This is a genomic window from Cetobacterium sp. ZOR0034, assembly GCF_000799075.1.
In the GTDB taxonomy this organism is placed as follows: domain Bacteria; phylum Fusobacteriota; class Fusobacteriia; order Fusobacteriales; family Fusobacteriaceae; genus Cetobacterium_A.
Window position 1 is genome coordinate 1 of sequence record NZ_JTLI01000046.1, and the last position, 19,843, is coordinate 19,843.

Sequence of the window (19,843 nt, forward strand, 5' to 3'; positions counted from 1 at the left end):
TATTTTTAAAGTAAGTATGGTATAATTTATAAGTTAAAGTATAGTTATAAAAAGGAGTGAAGATAGTGTTTACTAAATTAGAAGAAGTTATAGTAAGATTTGATGAGTTAACAGAAGCTTTAGGTTCTCCAGAAGTTTTAAGCAATCCAAAAAAAATGATGGAGTGTAATAAGGCATTAAACGATATAACACCTATTGTTGAAAAGTACAAAGAGTATAAGAGATACCAAGAGGATTTAGAGTTTATAAAAGATAATATCAGAGGAGAGAAAGACCCTGATATGAAAGAGATGATGCAAGAGGAATTAAAAGAGATAGAAGAGATAATTCCAAACATCGAACAAGAGATGAAGGTTTTATTATTACCAAAAGATCCTAACGATGACAGAAACGTTATCATAGAGATAAGAGGAGGAGCTGGAGGAGACGAGGCTGCTCTATTTGCTGGAAACTTATTCAGAATGTATACTAGATATGCAGAGAGAAAGAAGTGGAAGATAGAGATAATTGAAAAGCAAGAGATTGGTGTAGGAGGAATAAAGGAAGCTGTATTCTCTATAACTGGTCAAGGTGCTTACTCAAGATTAAAGTTTGAATCTGGAGTTCATAGAGTACAAAGAGTTCCTGAAACTGAATCATCGGGAAGAATTCATACATCAACTGCAACAGTTGCGGTATTACCTGAAGTTGATGAAGTACAAGATGTAAAAATCAATTCATCAGATTTAAAAATTGATACGTTCAGAGCATCTGGAGCGGGAGGTCAGCACGTTAACATGACTGACTCTGCTGTTAGAATAACTCACTTACCTTCAGGAGTTATTGTTCAATGTCAAGACGAGAGATCACAGTTAAAAAATAGAGAAAAAGCTATGAAACATTTGGCTTCAAAACTATATGAGATGGAGTTAGAGAAGCAAAGATCAGCTGTTGAAAGTGAAAGAAGACTTCAAGTTGGATCAGGAGATAGATCTGAAAAAATCAGAACTTATAACTATCCTCAAGGAAGAATTACTGATCACAGAATTAAGTTTACTGCACATCAACTAGAAGCTTTCTTAGATGGAGATATCGATCATATGATAGATGCTTTAACTACGTTTGCTCAAGCAGAAATGCTTTCAAGTTCAGCGGAGTAATTTATGAAATTACTAGATATATTAAAATTTTCTGAGGAGTATTTGAAAAAATACTCCTTTTCAAAACCCAGATTAGAGAGTGAAAAAATTATATCTCATGTACTGAAGTTAGAAAGAATAACTCTGTATGCTTATTTTGATATGGAATTAAATTTAGAGCAAAAAGAAAAAATAAAAGATTATCTAAAAGCGATGGCTAGAAATAGGGTAACTTTTGATGAATTGCCTAAAGAGGAAAAAAACATAGCTGAGGAGAAAGATTTTTCAGTAGAGAACAGAGAACTTTTACAAAAGAGTATCCAGTATCTACAAAATAATGATGTTGCAGATGCTAAATTAGATGCAGAATATATCTTTGCTCATGTTCTTAATGTTAAAAGAACAGTTCTTTCTTTGAATCTAAGAAGAGAGATAAAGGAAGAGGAGAAATCTGAAATAAAAGAGTTACTTCATAAAAGAGCAAAAGCTAAAAAACCACTTCAATATCTTTTAGGAGAGTGGGAGTTTTATGGATTACCATTTAAAGTTGACGAAAGAGTTTTAATACCTAGAGCTGATACAGAGATTTTAGTAGAGCAGTGTAAATTTATATTGAGTGAGCTTCAAAATCCTAAAGTTTTAGATATTGGAACAGGAAGTGGAGCAATATCTGTAACAATAGCTAAAGAAGTTCCTGATGCAGATGTATTGGGTGCAGATATAAGTACAGATGCTTTAGAAGTAGCAGTAGAAAATAGAAAATTAAATGATGTAGAAAAAAATCTGAAGTTTATAAAATCAGATGTATTTTCAAATATAAAAGATACAGATTATGATATGATAATATCGAATCCACCATATATTCCAAAAGAGGAGTATGAAGAGTTAATGCCTGAGGTTAAGTTACATGAACCTTCTGGAGCATTAACAGATAATGGAGACGGATACTATTTCTATAAGAAAATTTCTGAGGAGTCACCCAAATATCTAAAAGATGGAGGATATTTAGCTTTTGAAGTTGGATATAATCAAGCTTTTGAAGTGAGTGAATTTATGAAAAAAGCTGGATTTGAAATAGTTGGAGTTATAAAAGATTATGCTGGAATAGATAGAGTTGTAATTGGAAGAAAGAGTGGTGAAGAGGGTGTCAACAAAGTTAGTTGATTATGATTATCATCTGCCAGATGAGCTGATTGGACAAAAGCCTAGAGAGCCTAGAGATCACTCGAAGTTGATGATAGTTGATAAAGAGAATCAAAAGATAGAGCACAAACAATTTTTTAATATTATAGATTATTTAAAAGAGGGAGATGTTCTTGTAAGAAATTCAACAAAAGTTATACCTGCTAGACTTTTTGGTAAAAAAGAAACTGGTGGAGTATTGGAAATACTTTTAATTAAAAGAGTTAGTTTAGATACTTGGGAGTGCTTATTAAAGCCCGCTAAGAAATTGAAGGTAGGTCAAAAACTTGAAATTGGAGATAATAAAGAGCTTATTGCTGAACTTATTGAAATAAAAGATGATGGAAATAGAGTTCTGAAATTTTATTATGAAGGAGCATTTGAAGAGGTTCTAGATAAACTTGGAAAGATGCCTTTACCTCCATACATAGTTGAAGCTTTAGAGACAAAAGATAGATATCAAACTGTATATGCTATAAAAGGAGAATCAGTTGCTGCTCCAACAGCTGGACTGCATTTTACAACTGAACTTTTAGAAAAAATAAAAGCCAAAGGAATAGAGATTCTAGATGTATTTTTAGAAGTTGGATTAGGAACATTTAGACCGGTTCAAACTGAGGATGTTTTAGATCATAAGATGCATGAAGAGATTTTTGAAATACCGGAATATACAGTAGAAAGAATAAAAAAAGCAAAAGTTGAAAATAGAAGAGTTATTGCAGTTGGAACAACGACTGTTAGAGCTTTGGAATCATCATTAGATGAAGAGGGAAATTTAGTTTCGAAAATAGGTTCTACAGATATATTTATATATCCAGGATATGAATTTAAAGTTTTAGATGCTCTTATAACAAATTTCCATCTTCCAAAGTCGACACTTCTGATGTTGGTTTCGGCGTTTTCAACGAGAGAGTTTATGTTAGATGTATATAATGAAGCTGTAAAAGAGGAGTATCACTTCTTCAGTTTCGGAGATGCAATGTTTATTTGCTAGTAAAAGTGAGGTATAGTTATGAGAATAATTGCTGGTGAAGCAAAAGGAAAAAGATTAGAGTGTAGAAAAGGTGTAGATACAAGACCTACACAAGATAGTATAAAAGAGTCTCTTTTCTCAATAATAGCACCATATATAACAGATGCGAGATTCTTAGATCTGTTTAGTGGAACAGGAAATATAGCTTTAGAAGCTTTAAGTAGAGGAGCTAAAAGAGCTGTAATGATCGAGAAAGATCAAGAGGCATTAAAATATATAATAAAAAATATAAATAATTTAGGCTATGAAAATAAATCGAGAGCTTATAAGAATGAAGTTTTAAGAGCTGTTGAGATTTTAGGTAGAAAAGGTGAAAAGTTCGATATAATATTCATGGACCCTCCTTATAAAGATGAGGTATGTGAAAGAGTTATGAGAGCTGTATCTAAGGCTAACTTATTAGCTGAAGATGGACTTATAATTTGTGAGCATCATATGTTTGAAGATATGGCTGATGAAGTTGGAGAGTTCAGAAAAACAGATGAGAGAAAATATGGGAAAAAAGTTGTAACGTTCTATACAAGATAAATATAGGGGGTGGATTCATGAAAAAGGATAGTTTTGAGTTTAATATTAATGAGATTGATATGATAATTGAAAAATTAGATAGTGGTGAGTTATCTTTAGATGAATCAATAAAAGAGTATGAAAAAGCTATGAAGTTATTGAAAAAATCTTCTGATCTTTTAAATAAAGCAGAGGGAAAAATAATAAAAGTAGCATTAAATGGTGAAGAGATAGAGTTAGAGGTGGAAGAGGATGCTTAAAAATCACTTGAAATCTAGAAGAGAATTAATAGATTCTAAGATAGAGTTTTATCTAAATAAATTGGAGTATCCAAATGTTATTGCAGAGGGGATGAGGTACTCTGTTTTGAACGGTGGAAAAAGATTAAGACCAATTCTCTTGTTGATGGTGTTAGATCTTTATAAAAAAGATTTAGAGCTAGGGATTCCATCAGCGGTAGCTATTGAGCTAATTCATTCATACTCTTTAGTGCATGATGATCTACCCGCTTTAGATAATGATGATTATAGAAGAGGTAAACTTACAACTCATAAAAAATTTGGAGAAGCAGAAGCGATACTTATAGGTGATGCGTTGCTAACTCATTCTTTCTCTATTGTTGCTGATGAAAGTGAGGGAGTAGAGGCTTCAAAGCTTTTAAAAATTATAGGAAAAATATCTAGATATGCTGGTATAAACGGAATGATTGGTGGCCAGATGGTAGATATAGAAAGTGAAAAGAAAAAGGTTTCGTTAGAAACATTAGAGTATATTCATACCAATAAAACAGGGAAGCTTTTAAAGTTGCCAGTAGAGATTGGGGCTATAATTTCTGATGCGACAAAAGAGGAGTACGCAGCTTTGGAAAAATATTCAGAATTGATTGGCTTGGCTTTTCAAATAAAGGATGATATTTTAGATATTGAAGGTGATTTTGAAAAGATAGGTAAACCAGTAGGAAGTGATTTAGAGCTAGAGAAAACTACTTATCCAAGTATTTTCGGAATCGAGAAAAGTAAACAAATATTGAAAGATGTTGTTGAAGAAGCTAAAAATAGTTTGGGCGTTTTTCAAAAAGAAAGAGTTCGAATGTTTGTAGAATTAGCTGATTATATTGCTTTTAGAGAAAACTAAAGGGAGCTTTTTTAAGCTCCCTTTTTATTATTTCTTAGTTTTTATTTGACTTTCAAGCTCAGCTTTTCTAGTATTTTCTCCGTTTAGGATATAGATTAGATCACTTGCTAAATGAATTATATGGTCTGATAGTCTTTCGAATTTTTTATCAAGTAACATAAGTTCAGATCCACCAACAACATTTTCAGGAGTTTCTTTCATTTTTCCTAAGAAGTATGCAGTGTTTTCATCAATCAGATCATCAATCTCTTCATCTAAATAAAGGATGTTATAAAGCAAACTTACGTCTTCATTTAGGAAAGCCTCAACATACATTCCAAAAAGTCCTCTAATTTTTTTGGCAATTGGTAAAACTCTTTCGTTCATAGCGTAAGCTAAATTAGGTGATTTTTTTTCAATATCCTTAATAAGAGTAAGGTTTGCTTTTAAAAGGTCACCCATTCTTTCTAAAACTCTTACACTGTTAATTATCATAACTAACTTTCTAAGATTTTTAGCAGCAGGTTGGAATCTTGCCATTGTGATTATAGAGTCCTCTTTTAACTTAACTTCAAAAGAGTTTATAAAATCCTCTATCATTTTCGCTTCTCCATAAAGAGTTGGGTTGAAGCTATTATTTTGAAGCATTTCTAAGTTAACGTCAAAATTTCTTCCAACATATTTTAATGTTTCTAAATAGTGTTCATCTAATGCTTTTAAAGATTCAATTAAAGTTCTCATAAAATCTCCTTTTTATCCGAATTTTCCTGTGATATAATCCTCAGTCTTTTTAACTTTAGGTGTAGTGAAGATTTTAGAAGTTTCATCAAACTCTTCTAGAACACCTTGATAGAAAAATCCTGTGTAATCTGATATTCTTGATGCTTGTTGCATGTTGTGAGTAACGATAACGATACTGTAGTTTTTAGCTAATTCAACAATAAGTTCTTCTATTTTAGCAGTAGAGATTGGATCAAGAGCTGAAGTTGGCTCATCCATAAGCAGTATTTCAGGGTTGATAGATATAGCTCTAGCTATACAAAGTCTTTGTTGTTGTCCACCAGATAAACCAAGAGCTGATTGATGAAGTTTATCTTTAACTTCATCCCAAAGAGCAACAGCTTTTAAAGACGATTCAACGATTTCATCTAATTTTTTCTTATCAGTTTCTCCATGTAATTTAGGAGCGTAAACCAAGTTTTCATATATCGATTTAGGGAAAGGATTAGGCTTTTGGAAAACCATTCCAACTTTTTTTCTAAGTTCAACAATATCAAATTGTTTATCAAATACATTTTGATCGTCTAAAAGTATTTCACCTTCATATTTAACTCCAGTTATTAAATCGTTCATTCTATTTATAGATCTTAAGAAAGTCGACTTTCCACAACCAGATGGACCGATTAAGGCAGTAACTTTATTTTTTAATATATCCATACTGATACCTTTTAAGGCTTTAAAATCACCGTAGTAAAAGTTGAAATCTTTAACAGATATTCTAACATCTTGTTTCATATTATATATTCCTCCAAATTAAATGAGATTATTATTTTTCAAATTTATTTCTAATATATGCACCAATAAGATTGAATCCAACAGTTATAAATACAAGGATAAATAGAGTTCCGTGCATATTGCTTTGAGGCATATTTGGAACTTGTGTAGATATAACATATAGGTGATATGGTAATGCCATAACCTGATCAAATATTGATTGAGGCAGGAATGGTAGATAGAATGCAGCAGCAGTAAATAGTATAGGTGCTGTTTCTCCAGCAGCTCTAGATATACTTAGAATAACTCCAGTTGAGATTCCAGGAAGTGCTGCAGGGATAACAATTTTAGAAACAGTTTCCCATTTTGTTGCTCCAAGAGCAAGAGATGCTTCTCTTAAACTGTTAGGAACAGCTAGTAGTGATTCTCTAGTTGCAGTAATGATAACTGGTAAACACATTATACCAAGTGTTAGCGATCCTGATAAGATAGAAACACCTAGTTTGAAATATATTACAAATAGTGACATTCCGAAAAGTCCATATATGATACTTGGAATTCCAGCTAAGTTTATTATAGTTAAGTTGATTAATCTTGTTAAAAGATTTTCTTTGGCGTACTCAACAAGGTAAACACCGGTAAAAATTCCGAAAGGAACAGAAACTGCTATAGTTCCTAGCGTTAAATAGATTGTTCCGACGATAGCTGGGAAGATTCCACCTGCTCTCATTCCTCTTCTAGGAACTTCAGTTAAGAATTCCCAAGTGATGGCAGGAACACCTTTGTAAATTATATAACCTAATATTAGAAAGATAGGTACAACAGCAAATAAAGCAACAGACTTAATTAACAGTTCGATAAATGTACCGCTTTTTCCTTTTAAAATATTCATTTTTTACTCCTCCTATTTACCCATTAACTTTCTTGATTTACGGATATATTTATCAGCGATACTGTTTGTTAAGAAACTGATGGCAAATAAAACTAACCCAATAGCAAATAAAGCATGGTAGTGTTTACTTCCTTGAACAACTTCTCCCATTTCAGCAGCTATTGTAGCTGTTAGTGTTCTTACAGGAGAAAGTGGTGTTGTTGCCATTATTGGTGCATTTCCTGTAATCATAAGAACAGCCATTGTTTCACCAATAATTCTTCCGAATCCCAACATTATACCAGCGAATATTCCTGGGAAAGCCGCAGGTAAAAGAACTTTGAAAACAGTTTCAAGTTTGTTTGCACCAAGAGCAAGAGAAGCCTCTCTATATGATTTATCTAAAGCGTTTAATGCATCGTCTGATAAACTTACTATAGTAGGGATAGCCATAAATGAAAGCATTATTCCACCTGTTAAAGCATTTAATCCACTAGGTAAACCAAAAGTTGTTTTTACAAATCCTGAAAGAACATAAAGTCCTAAATAACCAAGAACAACCGATGGTAGAGCTGACATTGTTTCTATAATAATTTTTAATGTTTTTTTTGTTTTTTTACTAGCAAACTCTGATAGATATATAGTTGTAGTTATTCCTATAGGAACAGAGATTCCTAAAGCAACTACTGTTACCCAAAATGATCCAACTAATAAAGGTAAAAGACCGTATTTTCCAGAAAGAGAGATCCATTCAGTTCCAGTGAAGAATTTTGAGATTGGATATTCTTTAAAGAAAGATAAACTATTTACTAAAATAAAGATGAAAATAAGTATAACGATTAGAATATTAAAGATTCCAACAACTGAGTGAACACCACTCATCACTGAGTCTTTAATCTTTCTTATACTATGCATGATAACCTCCTAAGCCTATGTTAAAAAATTAAAAAAATTTTAAACTGTTTTTAAACAAAAATTTAAATTCACTATGAATATAATATATCTTACTTGTTAAAATAGAATTAATAGCATGTAAAAAAACTGTAAAATATTTTTTACAGTTTTTTTACATTAATTTTAAACTAGATTAACATAGATGTTCTATACTAGTTTTGAGAATAAAAAAAGGAAATAAAATTTAAGATAAAATTTAGGAGGAGTTTAGAGAATGAAAATGAAAAAGTTTTTTCTAATGGGATTAATGGCAATGATGGGAACAACAGCTTTAGCATCAAAAGTTATTCAAGTAAAAGGGTCAGATACAATAGTTAATGTATCTCAATACATCGCAGAAGAGTACATGGGGAAAAATAAAGATGCGAGAATAGCTGTAACTGGTGGAGGTTCAGGTGTAGGAATTTCATCTTTAATCAACGGAACTGCAGATATCGGAATGGCATCAAGAAACATAAAAGCACAAGAGTTAAAAACAGCAGAAGATAAAGGTTTAAAAATTAAAGAGGTTGTTTTAGGATACGATGGAATAACAGTAATTGTAAACGAAAATAACAAATTAGATAATGTTAACCACCTAGATTTAGCAAAAATATTCAGAGGAGAGATCACTAACTGGAAAGAGTTAGGAGGAGACGACGCAGCGATTGTTGTTTTATCAAGAGACTCATCATCAGGAACTCATGAATTTTTCAAAGAGCATATTGTAAGAGAAGAGAATACTAAGAAAGATGCAGAGTATGGAAGAAACACTTTATACATGCCATCAAATGAAGCTATAAAGCAAGAAGCTAAAAATAATAAATATGCAATTGGATATATTGGAATGGGATATATGGACAAATCTGTTAAAAGTTTAAAAGTTGACGCTATCGAGCCAAACGTACAAAACGTAGCAGATAAAAAATACCCGATCGCTAGAGAGATCTATTGGTATGTTATAGATACAGATAACAAAGATGTAAAAGGATTAGTTGATTTTGCATTATCAGCAGATGGACAAAGAGTAGTTTCAGACGAAGGATTTGTTCCAGCAAAATAGCATTATATAGGTGTCCTAATTTAAATGGGACGCCTTTTTTATATTTGTGATATAATAATAAAAAACAGATGGGAGAGATGAGATGAAGGTACTAGTAGTTGAAGATGATTTAGAAATACAAGCGTTAATAAATTACTATTTTACAAAAGAGGGGTATAAAGTAACTGTAGCTTCTGATGGATTAGAAGGGCTAAAGTATTTGAAAAAGGATAAGCACGAATTAATCATCTTAGATTTAATGTTACCTAATTTAGATGGAATAAATTTTACTAAAATTGTTAAAGAGATGGAAGATGAGTATGGAACACCATATATTGTAATGTTAACAGCAAAAACAGAAGTTGAAGATGTACTTAAAGGACTTGAAATAGGTGCAGATGATTATATGAAAAAACCTTTTGACCCAAGAGAGTTATTGTTAAGAGGTAAAAAATTACTTAATCAACAGGAGAAAAATAAAAAAATAAGAAATAGATTCTTAGAATTAGAGATAGATGAAGATAAACATTTAGTTACAAATAGTGGAGAGGAAGTTGAACTTTCTAAAAAAGAGTATGACTTGCTTCTGCTTTTAGTAAAAAATAAAGGGATAGTTGTCAGTAGAGAAAAAATATTGGATAAAGTTTGGGGAAGTAATTACTATTCAGGAGATAGAACAGTAGATGTGTATATTTCTAAATTGAGAGAAAAAATACCATTTTTAACTGAGTGTATAAAAACAGTAAAAGGAGTTGGGTACAGATTAGAAGAAAAGAGATAATTGCTCTTTTTTTTATAGTGATGATAGAGATAATATTTATAACGACAAATATATCTTTTTTATCAGCCTTATATAAAGATGGAGCAAAGAATAGTTTAAAAGAAAATGTATTTATCATATCTAACTTAATAAAAGAGTATGAAAAAGAGGACTATCAACAAATATTCGAGAATTCAGATATGAGATTTAATATAATCGCTTTAGATGGAAAAGTGATTTATGATTCAAGAAAGTATAATGAAGAGGAAAAACTAGAAAATCACGGAAATAGAAAAGAAGTTTTAGAGGTCAGAGACACAGGAACAGGATTTGATATTAGAAAAAGCACTATTTCAGATGAAACCATGGCATATTATGCTGTAAAAAGAGTTAATAGAGAGGGAGAAAGAGTTGTAGTTAGAGTTTCTAAAAACTATGGAGAAACTTTAAGAATGCTAAGACTTATTCTTGTAGCAGAATTGCTATTCTTTACTTTTTTAAATTTTATAATACATGCTTTTTATAAAAATTATTTAAAAAGAGATTTGTATAAAAAGATAGAAGTTATTGAAGATTTTTTGAAAGAAAAAGGAAATGGTGAAAATCTATACTTTGAAAAAGATCCATGGATATTAAATCTTTGGGATGTTGTACAAAAATGGCAAAAACAAAATTTAGAAAATATAATTAATTTGAATAGAGAAAAAAGAATTCTTCATCAAATTATAACATCGATAGATTCTTCAATTTGTCTATTTGATGAAAAATTACAGCTGATAATAAAAAATAGTAAATTTAACTATCTTTATGAGAAGGATAAAATCAATTATTTAAATTTAATTAAAGATTTAGAGATAATAGAGGTAGTAAAAAAAGCTATAAATGAAAAGCAGAATCAAAAAGCTGAAGTTTATATATTGAGATTAAAGAGATATTTTAGTGTCAATGTAAAATATTTAGATCAAGATCAAAGGTATCTTTTATCAGTTAAGGATATAACTGCAACTAAAGGAATGATTGAAGTTCAAAAAACATTTATAAGTAATGTAAGTCACGAGTTGAAAACACCTTTAACAAATATAAAAGGTTATGTAATTGCTTTAGAAGATGCTCCAGAGCCGTTGAAAATACAGTTTATAAAAACTATAAAAAATAATATAGATAAACTAGAGAATATAATTATAGATTTTTTAAATATAAGTAAAATTGAAAGTTCAAATATAGTTAATGTGGAAAAGGTACCTGTAAGTAGATTAAAATCAGAGTTGCAAGCTGTATTGAACGAAAGAATAAAAACGAGTGAAGCGAGTATAACTTATAATTTAAATCTTTTGAACAAGGATGAAGAATTGAAAATTGATTTTGAAAAAGTATTAACAATTCTTAAAAATCTAGTTGAAAATGCTATAATTTACAGAGGTACAAGAGTTCCTGAAATAGAGATATCTATAATAGAAACGAAAAGTAGATATAAAATAGGTGTAAAAGATAATGGTGTTGGAATAGGTCCAGAAGAGGTTGAGAAAGTATTCGAGAGGTTCTATAGAGTTGATAAAGCTAGAACAAGTAATAAAGCTGGAACTGGATTAGGACTTTCAATTGTAAAAGAGTTGGTAGAAAGATGTGGCGGAAAAATAGATGTAATTTCTAAAGAAGGAAAAGGGACTATTTTTATTTTTACGATCCTTAAATAGGAATTTACAAATCTAAAGGGATATGCTATAGTAAATTAGAACAAAACAACCAAAAAAAGGGGGATAAAATGGCTAAGTTAAGAAGTGTAGTAGTAGCACATGCAGCACAAATGAGTCAACAAATAGGAGGAGCTGTAGATATTTTTGGCTCTTTTGATAATATAATTCAACCGTTATTTCCTCATCCAATGATGAGATTATCAATTGTTTTAACATTTGAGGAAATTACAAAACCTACAGTATTTGAAGTAAGATTAAATGGACCTGATGATGATCTTATCTCTAGAGGGGAGTTAACTCCTATGGTAGATCCTTTAGGTGTAGGGAAAAAAATTGTGGATATTGACAAGTTTTTAGTGAAGACTAGAGGAAGATATACAATAGATGTATTTGAAAAAGAAGGCGAAGAGTTAAAGTTTATAAAAACAGAAACTTTATTTATTGCAGAATACCCACCTCAAAGAAGATTCTCAGAAGAGCAAGTTGAAGAGATTGCAAAAAATGATGAATTAATTAGAAGTGTAAAAACTGAGTTTAAACCATTTGGATTTGAAAATCCTATAAAATTACAACATAACTTGCTAAAAGATGCGCCTATTGAAGAAGGATTCTTAGCAATTCCTGAAAGCGATAAACTAGAAATAGAAGGGCAAGAGATTGATTTAACAGGAGTTAGAAGACAAATTGAATGGATGTTTGGAAATCCTATTCCAAAAGAGGAAGCTGCACCTGAAACAAATGAGTCTGAAGAAAAATAGTTGATTAGAGCTGCTTTTGAAGCAGCTTTTTTTATTTTTTTCAAAAAAGTATTTGACATAGGATAAAAAGTATGGTACTATTTCTATGTACGGAAGGTTACCCTAACTGGTAAGGAACCGGTCTTGAAAACCGGCGTCGCAAGACTTCAGAGTTCGAGTCTCTGACCTTCCGCCATAAAGGATGGTGAAGTGGCAGAGTGGCCTAATGCACTCCCCTGCTAAGGGAGAGTACGGTTAATCCCGTACCGTGAGTTCAAATCTCACCTTCACCGCCATTATAAAGATAATTTGAAGGTAGAGTAACTACCTTTTTTTTATAACTAAAATGTGCATCCGTGGCTCAATTGGATAGAGCACCTGACTACGGATCAGGGGGTTAGGGGTTCGATTCCTCTCGGGTGCGCCATAAAAAGTAAAATTAAAAGACAGCAAAAGCTGTCTTTTTTGTTTTTCTACTATTATTATATATCTATTTTCTATAAGCGTTTCCAGCTAATCCAACAGCAATTTTAGCAGCAGTAAGTTTTTCTCTGGCAATAGCTCTAGCTTTAGTAGCGCCTTTAGCTAATACTTCTTCTACATATTCCATATTATTAGCTAACTCTTCTCTTTTCTCTCTAGCTTCTTTAAAGTATTCAAGAATAGCATTTAAAAGTTCAGTTTTAGCATGACCATAACCGTAGTTTCCAGCTACAAACTTAGCTTTCATCTCTTCGACTTGCTCTTTTGTAGCGAATAATTCATAAAGTTTAACAATGTTGTTATCTGGATTTTTAGGCTCTTCTAAAGGTGTAGAATCAGTAACAATACTCATAACTTGCTTTTTAAGTTCTTTTTTAGAAGCAAACATGTTAATTGTATTACCATAAGATTTGCTCATTTTCTGTCCGTCAGTTCCAGGAATAACAGCTAAACTTTCTAAAATTTGTGGTTCAGGAAGTTTAAATAGTTCAACCTCATATTGTTGATTGAATTTTATAGCTATATCTCTAGCCATTTCTAAATGTTGTTTTTGATCTTTACCAACAGGAACAACATCAGCATCATATAGTAAAATATCTGAAGCCATAAGAACAGGATAAGTTAAAAGTCCTGTGTTTGGAGTGAATCCTTTCGCTACTTTATCTTTGTAAGAGTGACCTCTTTCTAAAAGTCCAACAGGAGTGATATTAGATAATAACCACATCAATTCAACATGCTCAGGAACATCTGATTGTAAGAAAATTGTTGATTTTTCAGGATCAAGTCCTAGAGCTAAATAATCTAATACAATGTTGTAAGAATTTTCTCTTAAAGATTTTGGGTCAGTAAGAGATGTTAGTGAATGGTAATCGGCTATAAAATAAAACCCTTCAAATTTCTCTTGGTTTTCTATAAATTGTTTCATGGCACCAAAATAATTACCTAAGTGTAAAATTCCACTTGGTTGGATACCAGATATACTTCTTTTCATAAGCACTCCTTTAAATTTTAATATATTTTTATACTTTTAAGTTTACATTATTTTTATAAAATTATCAATAACAGCAGGAAAAATCTTGTTAAACTACGAAAAATTAAATATAATTAAAAAAAAGATGGTGAGGTGAATTATGGAAAAAAATATATGTAGTTTCAGAGAAATGATAAAAGAGAAGAGAATGATTGATTCAATGCTTGCATTACTTCAGTGGGATTTGGAGACACAAACACCAAGAGGTGGTTATAAATTACTCTCTGAAATGATAGGAGAATTAAGTTTAAAAAGTTATAATTTAACTACATCAGAAAAATTTTTAAAAATTATCCAAAAGCTAAAAAAGGGTGAGGATAAATTAGATGAAGTGATTAAAAAAGAGATAGAGCTGTTAGAGGAAGAGATTTCTAAAATAAAAGTAATACCTCCAGAAGAATATAAAGCCTACTCGGAGCTTACAGCTAAAGCTCAAGGGATTTGGGAGATTGCTCGTGAAAAAAATGATTTTGAAAGTTTCGCACCTGTGTTAGAACAGATTTTTAATTATAATAAAAAGTTGATTGAATACAGAGGTGAAAAGGGTGATGTCTATTCAACTATTTTAAATGATTATGAAAAGGGAATGGATGCAAAAAAATTAGATGTATTTTTTAAAGAGTTGAAAAAAGAGATTGTTCCTCTTTTAAAAGAGATAAAAGAAAAAGATCGAAATTTTTCAGATAAATTAAATTTTAAAGTTGGAAAAATAGAACAAAAGAAGTTTTCAAAGGAGATTTTAAAGTATATTGGTTTTGATTTAGATAGAGGTGTATTGTCAGAAAGTGCCCATCCTTTTACTTTAACAGTTGATAAAAATGATGTAAGATTGACAACGAGATATTTTGAAGAGTTACCTTTTTCGAGTATTTATAGCACTATTCATGAAGGTGGACATGGGATATATGAGCAAAATATAGCCGATGATATTAAGGATACATTGTTGGCAGATGGAGCTTCGATGGGTATTCATGAATCACAATCAAGATTTTATGAAAATGTGATTGGTAGAAGTAGAGAGTTCTGGTATGGTATTTTAAATAAAAGTAAATCTAAGTATGGTATGTTAGAAAACTTAACTTTAGATGAGATATACAAAGGTGTAAATGAGGTGTCACCATCATTAATAAGAGTAGAAGCGGATGAGTTGACATATTCACTTCATATAATGATAAGGTATGAGATAGAAAAAGGAGTTTTATCAGGAGAGTATTTGATTAAAGATTTGCCAAAGATATGGAATGAGAAAATGAAAGAATATTTAGGAGTGATTCCTAAGAATGATTCTGAAGGAATTCTTCAGGATGTACATTGGTCTTGTGGACTTATAGGGTATTTTCCATCTTACGCCTTGGGGAATGTTTATTCTATTCAAATTTTAAGAGCTATGAAAAAAGAGATTAATATAGAGGGAGCTTTAGAGAGGGGCGAACTTAAAGAGATAAAAAGATGGTTGGAAGAGAAAATTCATAGATATGGAAAATTAAAAACTCCAAAAGAGTTGATGGTTTCAATAACTGGAGAGGAATTAAATCCAGATTATTATATAGAGTATTTAAAAGAAAAATATAGAAAGATTTATGACTAGGAGGGAGATTGAATGAATTATTTTGTAGGGGTAGATATCGGAGGGACAAATAGTAAAATAGGACTATTGAATGCAGAGGGTGACATTCTAAAAAGTTGTAGCATAAAAACAGATTCAATAGAGGGTGTTGATTACACACTTAACAAAATTTGGGAAACTGTTTTAGAGATGGCTGAAGAATTAGATATAAGTAGAGATTTGATAAAAGGAATTGGTATGGGAATACCGGGGCCTGTTATTGATCAAAAAAAAGTTGCTTTTTTTGCTAATTTTCCTTGGGAGAAAAATCTTAACATAAGTGAAAAAATGGAAGATATTTCAGGAATAAAAACAAGACTTGATAATGATGTAAATGTAATAGCTCTTGGTGAAACATTGTACGGTGCAGGAAAAGGATATTCTAAAAGTGTAACAATAGCTCTTGGAACTGGAGTTGGTGGTGGGATATTTGTAGATGGTAAGCTTATTTCTGGAGCGACAGGTGCCGGTGGAGAGATTGGGCATATGAAGTTAGAGAAAGATGGTAAGCTTTGTGGATGTGGTCAAAAAGGGTGCTTTGAAACTTACGCTTCTGCAACAGGTGTGATAAGAGAAACTTTGTCTAGATTGCAAATAAATAAAACAAATGGAGTTTACAAAGCTATTGATGGTGATTTAAATAAATTAGAAGCTAAACATGTGTTTGATGAAGCTAAAAAAGGAGATCAATTTGCACTTGCAATAGTTGATTATGTGGCAGAGTATTTAGCTATGGGAATTGGAAATGTTTTGAATATTATAAACCCAGATGTCATAATTTTATCTGGTGGAGTAGCTTTAGCTGGAGACATATTATTGGATAAAGTAAAAGAAAAACTACCTAATTACGCACTTGCGATAACTGTTGAAAATTTAAAAATTAAATTGGGAGAATTAGGAAATGATGCAGGAATAAAAGGAGCTTCAGCCCTAACAATTTAAAAAATAAATATAAGTTAAGTATTTGTTGACAAAGCTTTATTAAAAGGTTAAAATACTCCTTGCGAAAAAAAATTAATTAAGGAGCTAAAAAAAGAAAATGAATCAAAACAATCATGTAAAAATTGAAGTAGCAGACCCTTCAGCATTAGGACTATTAGGTCTTGCAATTGTTACGTTAGTAGCATCAGCAAATAAGTTTGGAATTGTAAGTGGAGTATCATTAGTAATCCCTTGGGCAATATTCTTAGGAGCTTTTGTTCAGTTAATCGCTTGTTTAAATGATATTAAACATGGAAATGTATTTGGAACTACAGCATTTGGAGGATATGCATTCTTCTGGTTTGGTATGGCAATGAGCTGGATGATACAACTTGGAGTATTTGGAGAGGCTATGAAAGCTGCTGCAGACCCTAAGGCTTTTGGATTTGTATTTTTAGGATATTTAATATTTACATTATACATGACAATTGGATCAGTTGAAACAAACAAAACTTTATTAATAATATTTATATTAATCGATTTCCTATTTATAGGATTAGCAGGATCAGCATTTGGAATTGCTCCTCATGCAATGCACACTTTAGCATCAGTAGCTGAATTATTAATAGCTTTAATGTCATTCTACGGATCAGCTGCAAACGTATTAAATAAAACTTTTGGAAGAGAGTTTTTACCTCTAGGAAAACCTTTAGGAATCTTCAAAAAGTAATTGACAAAATAAGAAAAAGTGGATATAATAGATAGGTATAATAAATCCTTTCCCACAAAGGAACGCCGTTCGTTATATTAAAATAAATATAACTATTTTCGAGGAGGAAAAAAAACGTGAAAAAATACACTGCAATGCAAAGAAAAGAAGACGTTGTTAGAGAATTCGTTCAATACGACGCAGAAGGAAAAATTTTAGGAAGATTAGCTGCTGAGATAGCTAAAAAATTAATGGGTAAAGATAAAGTTTCTTACACTCCACACATTGATGGAGGAGACTTCGTAATCGTTACAAACATCGAGAAGATTGCTGTAACTGGAAAGAAATTAACAGATAAAGTATACTACAGTCACTCAGGATTCCCTGGTGGATTAAAAGAAAGAAGATTAGAAGAGATTCTTGCTAAGAATCCTAAAGAAGCTTTAATGCTAGCTGTTAAGAGAATGCTTCCAAAGAACAGATTAGGAAGAGAGCAGTTAACAAGATTAAGAATATTTGTTGGAGCTGAGCACGCTCATACTGCACAAAAACCAGTAAAGGTAGAATTTTAATTAGGAGGGATTGACAGTGGCAGAAATGATTCAATATAGAGGAACTGGAAGAAGAAAAACTTCAGTAGCAAGAGTAAGACTTATCCCTGGTGGAAAAGGAATCGAAATAAACGGAAAAACTATGGCAGAGTACTTCGGTGGAAGAGAGTTACTTTCTAAAATCGTTGAGCAACCATTAAACTTAACTGAGACTTTAGATAAGTTCGAAGTTAAAGTAAACGTAATCGGTGGAGGAAACGCTGGACAAGCAGGAGCTATCAGACACGGATTATCAAGAGCTTTAGTTGAAGCTGATGAGACTTTAAGAGGAGCTTTAAAAGCAGCTGGATTCTTAACAAGAGACTCAAGAATGGTAGAAAGAAAGAAATACGGAAAGAGAAAAGCAAGAAGATCTCCACAATTCTCAAAGAGATAATTGTTTTTATTCAAGAAGTTTTGCAGATACATTTATGTATCTGCTTTTTTTTATAATTTTTTTAAGAATAAAAATAAAAAATAGAATTTAAAAATATTGATTTTAAAAAAAATTAGAAAGTTTATAGATATATATAATAAATTTAAAAATAAAAAAAATATATGCAGAAAAAGCGATGACTAAATGTTCAGTGATGTTATACTATACATAATCATGAAAAAGTTTGATATATATGAAAAAAAGATGAAGATAAATAAAAAAAATTGAAAAATCTAGACGTAAAAAAGTTGTAAAAAGTTTGAAAAAAATAAAAAAATGTTTACAAATAGATTAAAATATTGTATAAACTTAGGTAACGGGAGAAATTCAAAACGGGGATTTCTAAAAAAAAATTAACTGGAGGGAATTTATATGAAAAAGTTAGCACTTTTATTAGGTTCTTTATTAGTAGTTGGAGCAACTGCATCTGCGAAAGAGGCTGTAGTAGCACCAGTAGAAGTATCAAAAGAGGTTGTAGTTGTAGCTGAGCCTGTAGCAGAGATAGTTGTTATAGAAGAAGCACCTACATTAAAATTAACATCAATCAAAACAGGAATTTGGTCTGAAAACAAAACTGGATCAACTAATGGAAATTTAGGGTCAAACTCGGCAAGATTATATACTAACTTTGCTTATGGAGATAACTGGACTGGATCGTTTGCAATGAGAAGATATTTCACTTCTAATACAAAAGATTCTTACGGAGATAATGATTTATTCGCTAAAGGAAATACAAGAACATATGTAGGAGTAGAAAGAAGTAATATTTTTGATAACTACTCTTTAGGATTTACATATATTTCTCAAAATTCATGGGATAAATTTGATTTAACTTTAGGATTTGCTCCTACAAACTGGTTGTCAGGATACTTCTTATATGAGTACGCATCGAGACAAAATAATGAGGGAGATTATGATGGTTCAGATTCTAACTATGTGGAATTCCAACCAAAATTATCTTATAATGGATGGGGAGTTTCATACTACTTCGAAGGAGAGTATGCAATTGAGAACGACGCAGAATATACATACCAACAAATTAGATTATTCACTCCAAAAGCTAAATTAGGAAAGTTTGCAGTTTCAGGAGAGTATAGAGGATATATAACTTATGACTCTAAAGATGTAGACGGAAAAGATAAATATGGTATGGGAGACAGCATGAAAGATGCATTTGATGTAAATAGATTCTATGCTCATACAACTTATGAATTAACATCTTCAACTACACTATTCACTAGTTTAGGATATCAATTTGGTAAGTGGGAAAATACAAAAGGAAACAAAAAAGATCAAGATATGACAATAGTAGAAACTGGAGTAACTATAAAGTTCTAGTTTTATAAAAATATAAATTTAAAGAGAGGAAACTTCCTCTCTTTTTTATTACTATCGATTATAGTAATAAAATAAAAATAAAAATATTTTAAAAAAAGTGTTGACGAAGTTTAAAAATTATGGTACTATATTTCTTGTGAGCGGGAAGTGCCGCAAACGAAGAAAAAGTGATAAGGACATTAACAACCGAATAGAGAAAATAGTCAGAAGTTATGAAAATAACAAAATGCCAGAAATGGCAAACCA

The 19,843-nt window shown here is 31.1% G+C and carries 21 protein-coding genes and 3 tRNA genes; 19 read left to right on the forward strand and 5 right to left on the reverse strand.

Going from position 1 to position 19,843, the window contains the following annotated elements:
- Positions 1-65: 65 nt before the first annotated feature.
- From prfA to L992_RS09135, 6 genes are read left to right on the forward strand one after another with little or no spacing between them, the layout of a single operon-like run.
- The gene (prfA, locus tag L992_RS09110) at positions 66-1,139 is read left to right on the forward strand and encodes a peptide chain release factor 1 (protein ID WP_047384633.1); all 1,074 of its coding nucleotides are present in this window, start codon (positions 66-68) and stop codon (positions 1,137-1,139) included.
- A gap of 3 nt (positions 1,140-1,142) precedes the next feature.
- Positions 1,143-2,282, forward strand: a complete 1,140-nt coding sequence (prmC, locus tag L992_RS09115) for a peptide chain release factor N(5)-glutamine methyltransferase (RefSeq protein WP_047384635.1) — start codon at positions 1,143-1,145, stop codon at positions 2,280-2,282.
- Complete coding sequence (queA, locus tag L992_RS09120) at positions 2,263-3,294, forward strand: tRNA preQ1(34) S-adenosylmethionine ribosyltransferase-isomerase QueA (RefSeq protein WP_047384636.1); 1,032 nt, start codon at positions 2,263-2,265, stop codon at positions 3,292-3,294. The genes prmC and queA overlap by 20 nt, the downstream gene beginning before the upstream one ends.
- An 18-nt stretch (positions 3,295-3,312) precedes the next feature.
- Entirely contained in the window at positions 3,313-3,861 is a 549-nt protein-coding gene (gene rsmD / locus L992_RS09125) for a 16S rRNA (guanine(966)-N(2))-methyltransferase RsmD (protein WP_047384638.1), read from the forward strand.
- 17 nt (positions 3,862-3,878) lie between these two features.
- Entirely contained in the window at positions 3,879-4,100 is a 222-nt protein-coding gene (gene xseB / locus L992_RS09130; protein WP_047384640.1) for an exodeoxyribonuclease VII small subunit, read from the forward strand.
- The gene (locus tag L992_RS09135) at positions 4,093-4,974 is read left to right on the forward strand and encodes a polyprenyl synthetase family protein (protein WP_047384641.1); all 882 of its coding nucleotides are present in this window, start codon (positions 4,093-4,095) and stop codon (positions 4,972-4,974) included. Before xseB ends, L992_RS09135 begins: the two co-directional genes overlap by 8 nt.
- Positions 4,975-5,001: 27 nt before the next feature.
- Here L992_RS09135 and L992_RS09140 read toward each other — a convergent pair whose 3' ends face one another.
- From L992_RS09140 to pstC, 4 genes are read right to left on the reverse strand one after another with little or no spacing between them, the layout of a single operon-like run.
- Positions 5,002-5,694, reverse strand: a complete 693-nt coding sequence (locus L992_RS09140; protein WP_047384643.1) for a PhoU domain-containing protein — start codon at positions 5,692-5,694, stop codon at positions 5,002-5,004.
- Between the two features lie 12 nt (positions 5,695-5,706).
- A complete protein-coding gene (gene pstB, locus L992_RS09145; protein ID WP_047384644.1) occupies positions 5,707-6,468 on the reverse strand; it encodes a phosphate ABC transporter ATP-binding protein PstB in 762 nt (253 codons plus the stop codon).
- Positions 6,469-6,499: 31 nt separating this feature from the next.
- Entirely contained in the window at positions 6,500-7,339 is an 840-nt protein-coding gene (pstA, locus tag L992_RS09150; protein ID WP_047384645.1) for a phosphate ABC transporter permease PstA, read from the reverse strand.
- 12 nt (positions 7,340-7,351) lie between these two features.
- On the reverse strand, positions 7,352-8,233 hold the full coding sequence (gene pstC / locus L992_RS09155; protein WP_047384647.1) for a phosphate ABC transporter permease subunit PstC: 882 nt from the start codon (positions 8,231-8,233) through the stop codon (positions 7,352-7,354).
- A gap of 253 nt (positions 8,234-8,486) precedes the next feature.
- Between pstC and L992_RS09160 the strand changes: the two genes are divergently transcribed.
- From L992_RS09160 to L992_RS09190, 7 genes are all read left to right on the forward strand, one after another.
- Positions 8,487-9,314: a PstS family phosphate ABC transporter substrate-binding protein gene (locus tag L992_RS09160; protein WP_231549775.1), complete on the forward strand. Its 828-nt coding sequence runs from the start codon at positions 8,487-8,489 to the stop codon at positions 9,312-9,314.
- An 82-nt stretch (positions 9,315-9,396) separates the two neighbouring features.
- Positions 9,397-10,074, forward strand: coding sequence for a response regulator transcription factor (locus L992_RS09165; protein ID WP_047384648.1), 678 nt, complete (start codon positions 9,397-9,399; stop codon positions 10,072-10,074).
- Positions 10,075-10,094: 20 nt separating this feature from the next.
- A complete protein-coding gene (locus L992_RS09170; RefSeq protein WP_156111967.1) occupies positions 10,095-11,747 on the forward strand; it encodes an ATP-binding protein in 1,653 nt (550 codons plus the stop codon).
- Positions 11,748-11,815: 68 nt separating this feature from the next.
- Entirely contained in the window at positions 11,816-12,505 is a 690-nt protein-coding gene (locus L992_RS09175) for a hypothetical protein (protein ID WP_047384652.1), read from the forward strand.
- A gap of 91 nt (positions 12,506-12,596) precedes the next feature.
- A tRNA-Ser gene (locus tag L992_RS09180) sits at positions 12,597-12,680 on the forward strand.
- Positions 12,681-12,688: 8 nt separating this feature from the next.
- Positions 12,689-12,780 (forward strand) — tRNA-Ser (locus L992_RS09185).
- Positions 12,781-12,834: 54 nt separating this feature from the next.
- Positions 12,835-12,911 (forward strand) — tRNA-Arg (locus tag L992_RS09190).
- Between the two features lie 63 nt (positions 12,912-12,974).
- Here L992_RS09190 and trpS read toward each other — a convergent pair.
- Positions 12,975-13,958: a tryptophan--tRNA ligase gene (gene trpS / locus L992_RS09195; RefSeq protein ID WP_047380404.1), complete on the reverse strand. Its 984-nt coding sequence runs from the start codon at positions 13,956-13,958 to the stop codon at positions 12,975-12,977.
- 139 nt (positions 13,959-14,097) lie between these two features.
- Here trpS and L992_RS09200 point away from each other — a divergent pair, with 139 nt between their 5' ends.
- The 6 genes from L992_RS09200 (at position 14,098) to L992_RS09225 (ending at position 19,597) form a co-directional block, all read left to right on the forward strand.
- A complete protein-coding gene (locus L992_RS09200) occupies positions 14,098-15,585 on the forward strand; it encodes a carboxypeptidase M32 (protein WP_047395778.1) in 1,488 nt (495 codons plus the stop codon).
- Positions 15,586-15,597: 12 nt separating this feature from the next.
- Positions 15,598-16,545, forward strand: a complete 948-nt coding sequence (locus L992_RS09205; protein WP_047380408.1) for an ROK family protein — start codon at positions 15,598-15,600, stop codon at positions 16,543-16,545.
- A gap of 97 nt (positions 16,546-16,642) precedes the next feature.
- Positions 16,643-17,254 carry an acetate uptake transporter family protein gene (locus L992_RS09210; RefSeq protein ID WP_047380410.1) on the forward strand — a complete coding sequence of 204 codons (612 nt, stop codon included), beginning with the start codon at positions 16,643-16,645 and terminating at the stop codon, positions 17,252-17,254.
- Between the two features lie 116 nt (positions 17,255-17,370).
- A complete protein-coding gene (gene rplM / locus L992_RS09215) occupies positions 17,371-17,805 on the forward strand; it encodes a 50S ribosomal protein L13 (protein ID WP_047380412.1) in 435 nt (144 codons plus the stop codon).
- Between the two features lie 25 nt (positions 17,806-17,830).
- The gene (rpsI, locus tag L992_RS09220; RefSeq protein WP_052191602.1) at positions 17,831-18,220 is read left to right on the forward strand and encodes a 30S ribosomal protein S9; all 390 of its coding nucleotides are present in this window, start codon (positions 17,831-17,833) and stop codon (positions 18,218-18,220) included.
- A 411-nt stretch (positions 18,221-18,631) separates the two neighbouring features.
- Positions 18,632-19,597, forward strand: a complete 966-nt coding sequence (locus L992_RS09225) for a hypothetical protein (protein ID WP_047395781.1) — start codon at positions 18,632-18,634, stop codon at positions 19,595-19,597.
- Positions 19,598-19,843: the final 246 nt, after the last annotated feature.

Bases quoted from the DNA above. Each gene is read 5' to 3' on its own strand.
- prmC (WP_047384635.1), top strand. From the start codon at position 1,143: ATGAAATTACTAGATATATTAAAATTTTCTGAGGAGTATTTGAAAAAA.
- rsmD (WP_047384638.1), top strand. From the start codon at position 3,313: ATGAGAATAATTGCTGGTGAAGCAAAAGGAAAAAGATTAGAGTGTAGA.
- xseB (WP_047384640.1), top strand. From the start codon at position 3,879: ATGAAAAAGGATAGTTTTGAGTTTAATATTAATGAGATTGATATGATA.
- L992_RS09135 (WP_047384641.1), top strand. From the start codon at position 4,093: ATGCTTAAAAATCACTTGAAATCTAGAAGAGAATTAATAGATTCTAAG.
- L992_RS09140 (WP_047384643.1), bottom strand. From the start codon at position 5,694: ATGAGAACTTTAATTGAATCTTTAAAAGCATTAGATGAACACTATTTA.
- pstB (WP_047384644.1), bottom strand. From the start codon at position 6,468: ATGAAACAAGATGTTAGAATATCTGTTAAAGATTTCAACTTTTACTAC.
- pstA (WP_047384645.1), bottom strand. From the start codon at position 7,339: ATGAATATTTTAAAAGGAAAAAGCGGTACATTTATCGAACTGTTAATT.
- pstC (WP_047384647.1), bottom strand. From the start codon at position 8,233: ATGCATAGTATAAGAAAGATTAAAGACTCAGTGATGAGTGGTGTTCAC.
- L992_RS09160 (WP_231549775.1), top strand. From the start codon at position 8,487: ATGAAAATGAAAAAGTTTTTTCTAATGGGATTAATGGCAATGATGGGA.
- L992_RS09165 (WP_047384648.1), top strand. From the start codon at position 9,397: ATGAAGGTACTAGTAGTTGAAGATGATTTAGAAATACAAGCGTTAATA.
- L992_RS09170 (WP_156111967.1), top strand. From the start codon at position 10,095: ATGATAGAGATAATATTTATAACGACAAATATATCTTTTTTATCAGCC.
- L992_RS09175 (WP_047384652.1), top strand. From the start codon at position 11,816: ATGGCTAAGTTAAGAAGTGTAGTAGTAGCACATGCAGCACAAATGAGT.
- trpS (WP_047380404.1), bottom strand. From the start codon at position 13,958: ATGAAAAGAAGTATATCTGGTATCCAACCAAGTGGAATTTTACACTTA.
- L992_RS09200 (WP_047395778.1), top strand. From the start codon at position 14,098: ATGGAAAAAAATATATGTAGTTTCAGAGAAATGATAAAAGAGAAGAGA.
- L992_RS09205 (WP_047380408.1), top strand. From the start codon at position 15,598: ATGAATTATTTTGTAGGGGTAGATATCGGAGGGACAAATAGTAAAATA.
- L992_RS09210 (WP_047380410.1), top strand. From the start codon at position 16,643: ATGAATCAAAACAATCATGTAAAAATTGAAGTAGCAGACCCTTCAGCA.
- rpsI (WP_052191602.1), top strand. From the start codon at position 17,831: ATGATTCAATATAGAGGAACTGGAAGAAGAAAAACTTCAGTAGCAAGA.
- L992_RS09225 (WP_047395781.1), top strand. From the start codon at position 18,632: ATGAAAAAGTTAGCACTTTTATTAGGTTCTTTATTAGTAGTTGGAGCA.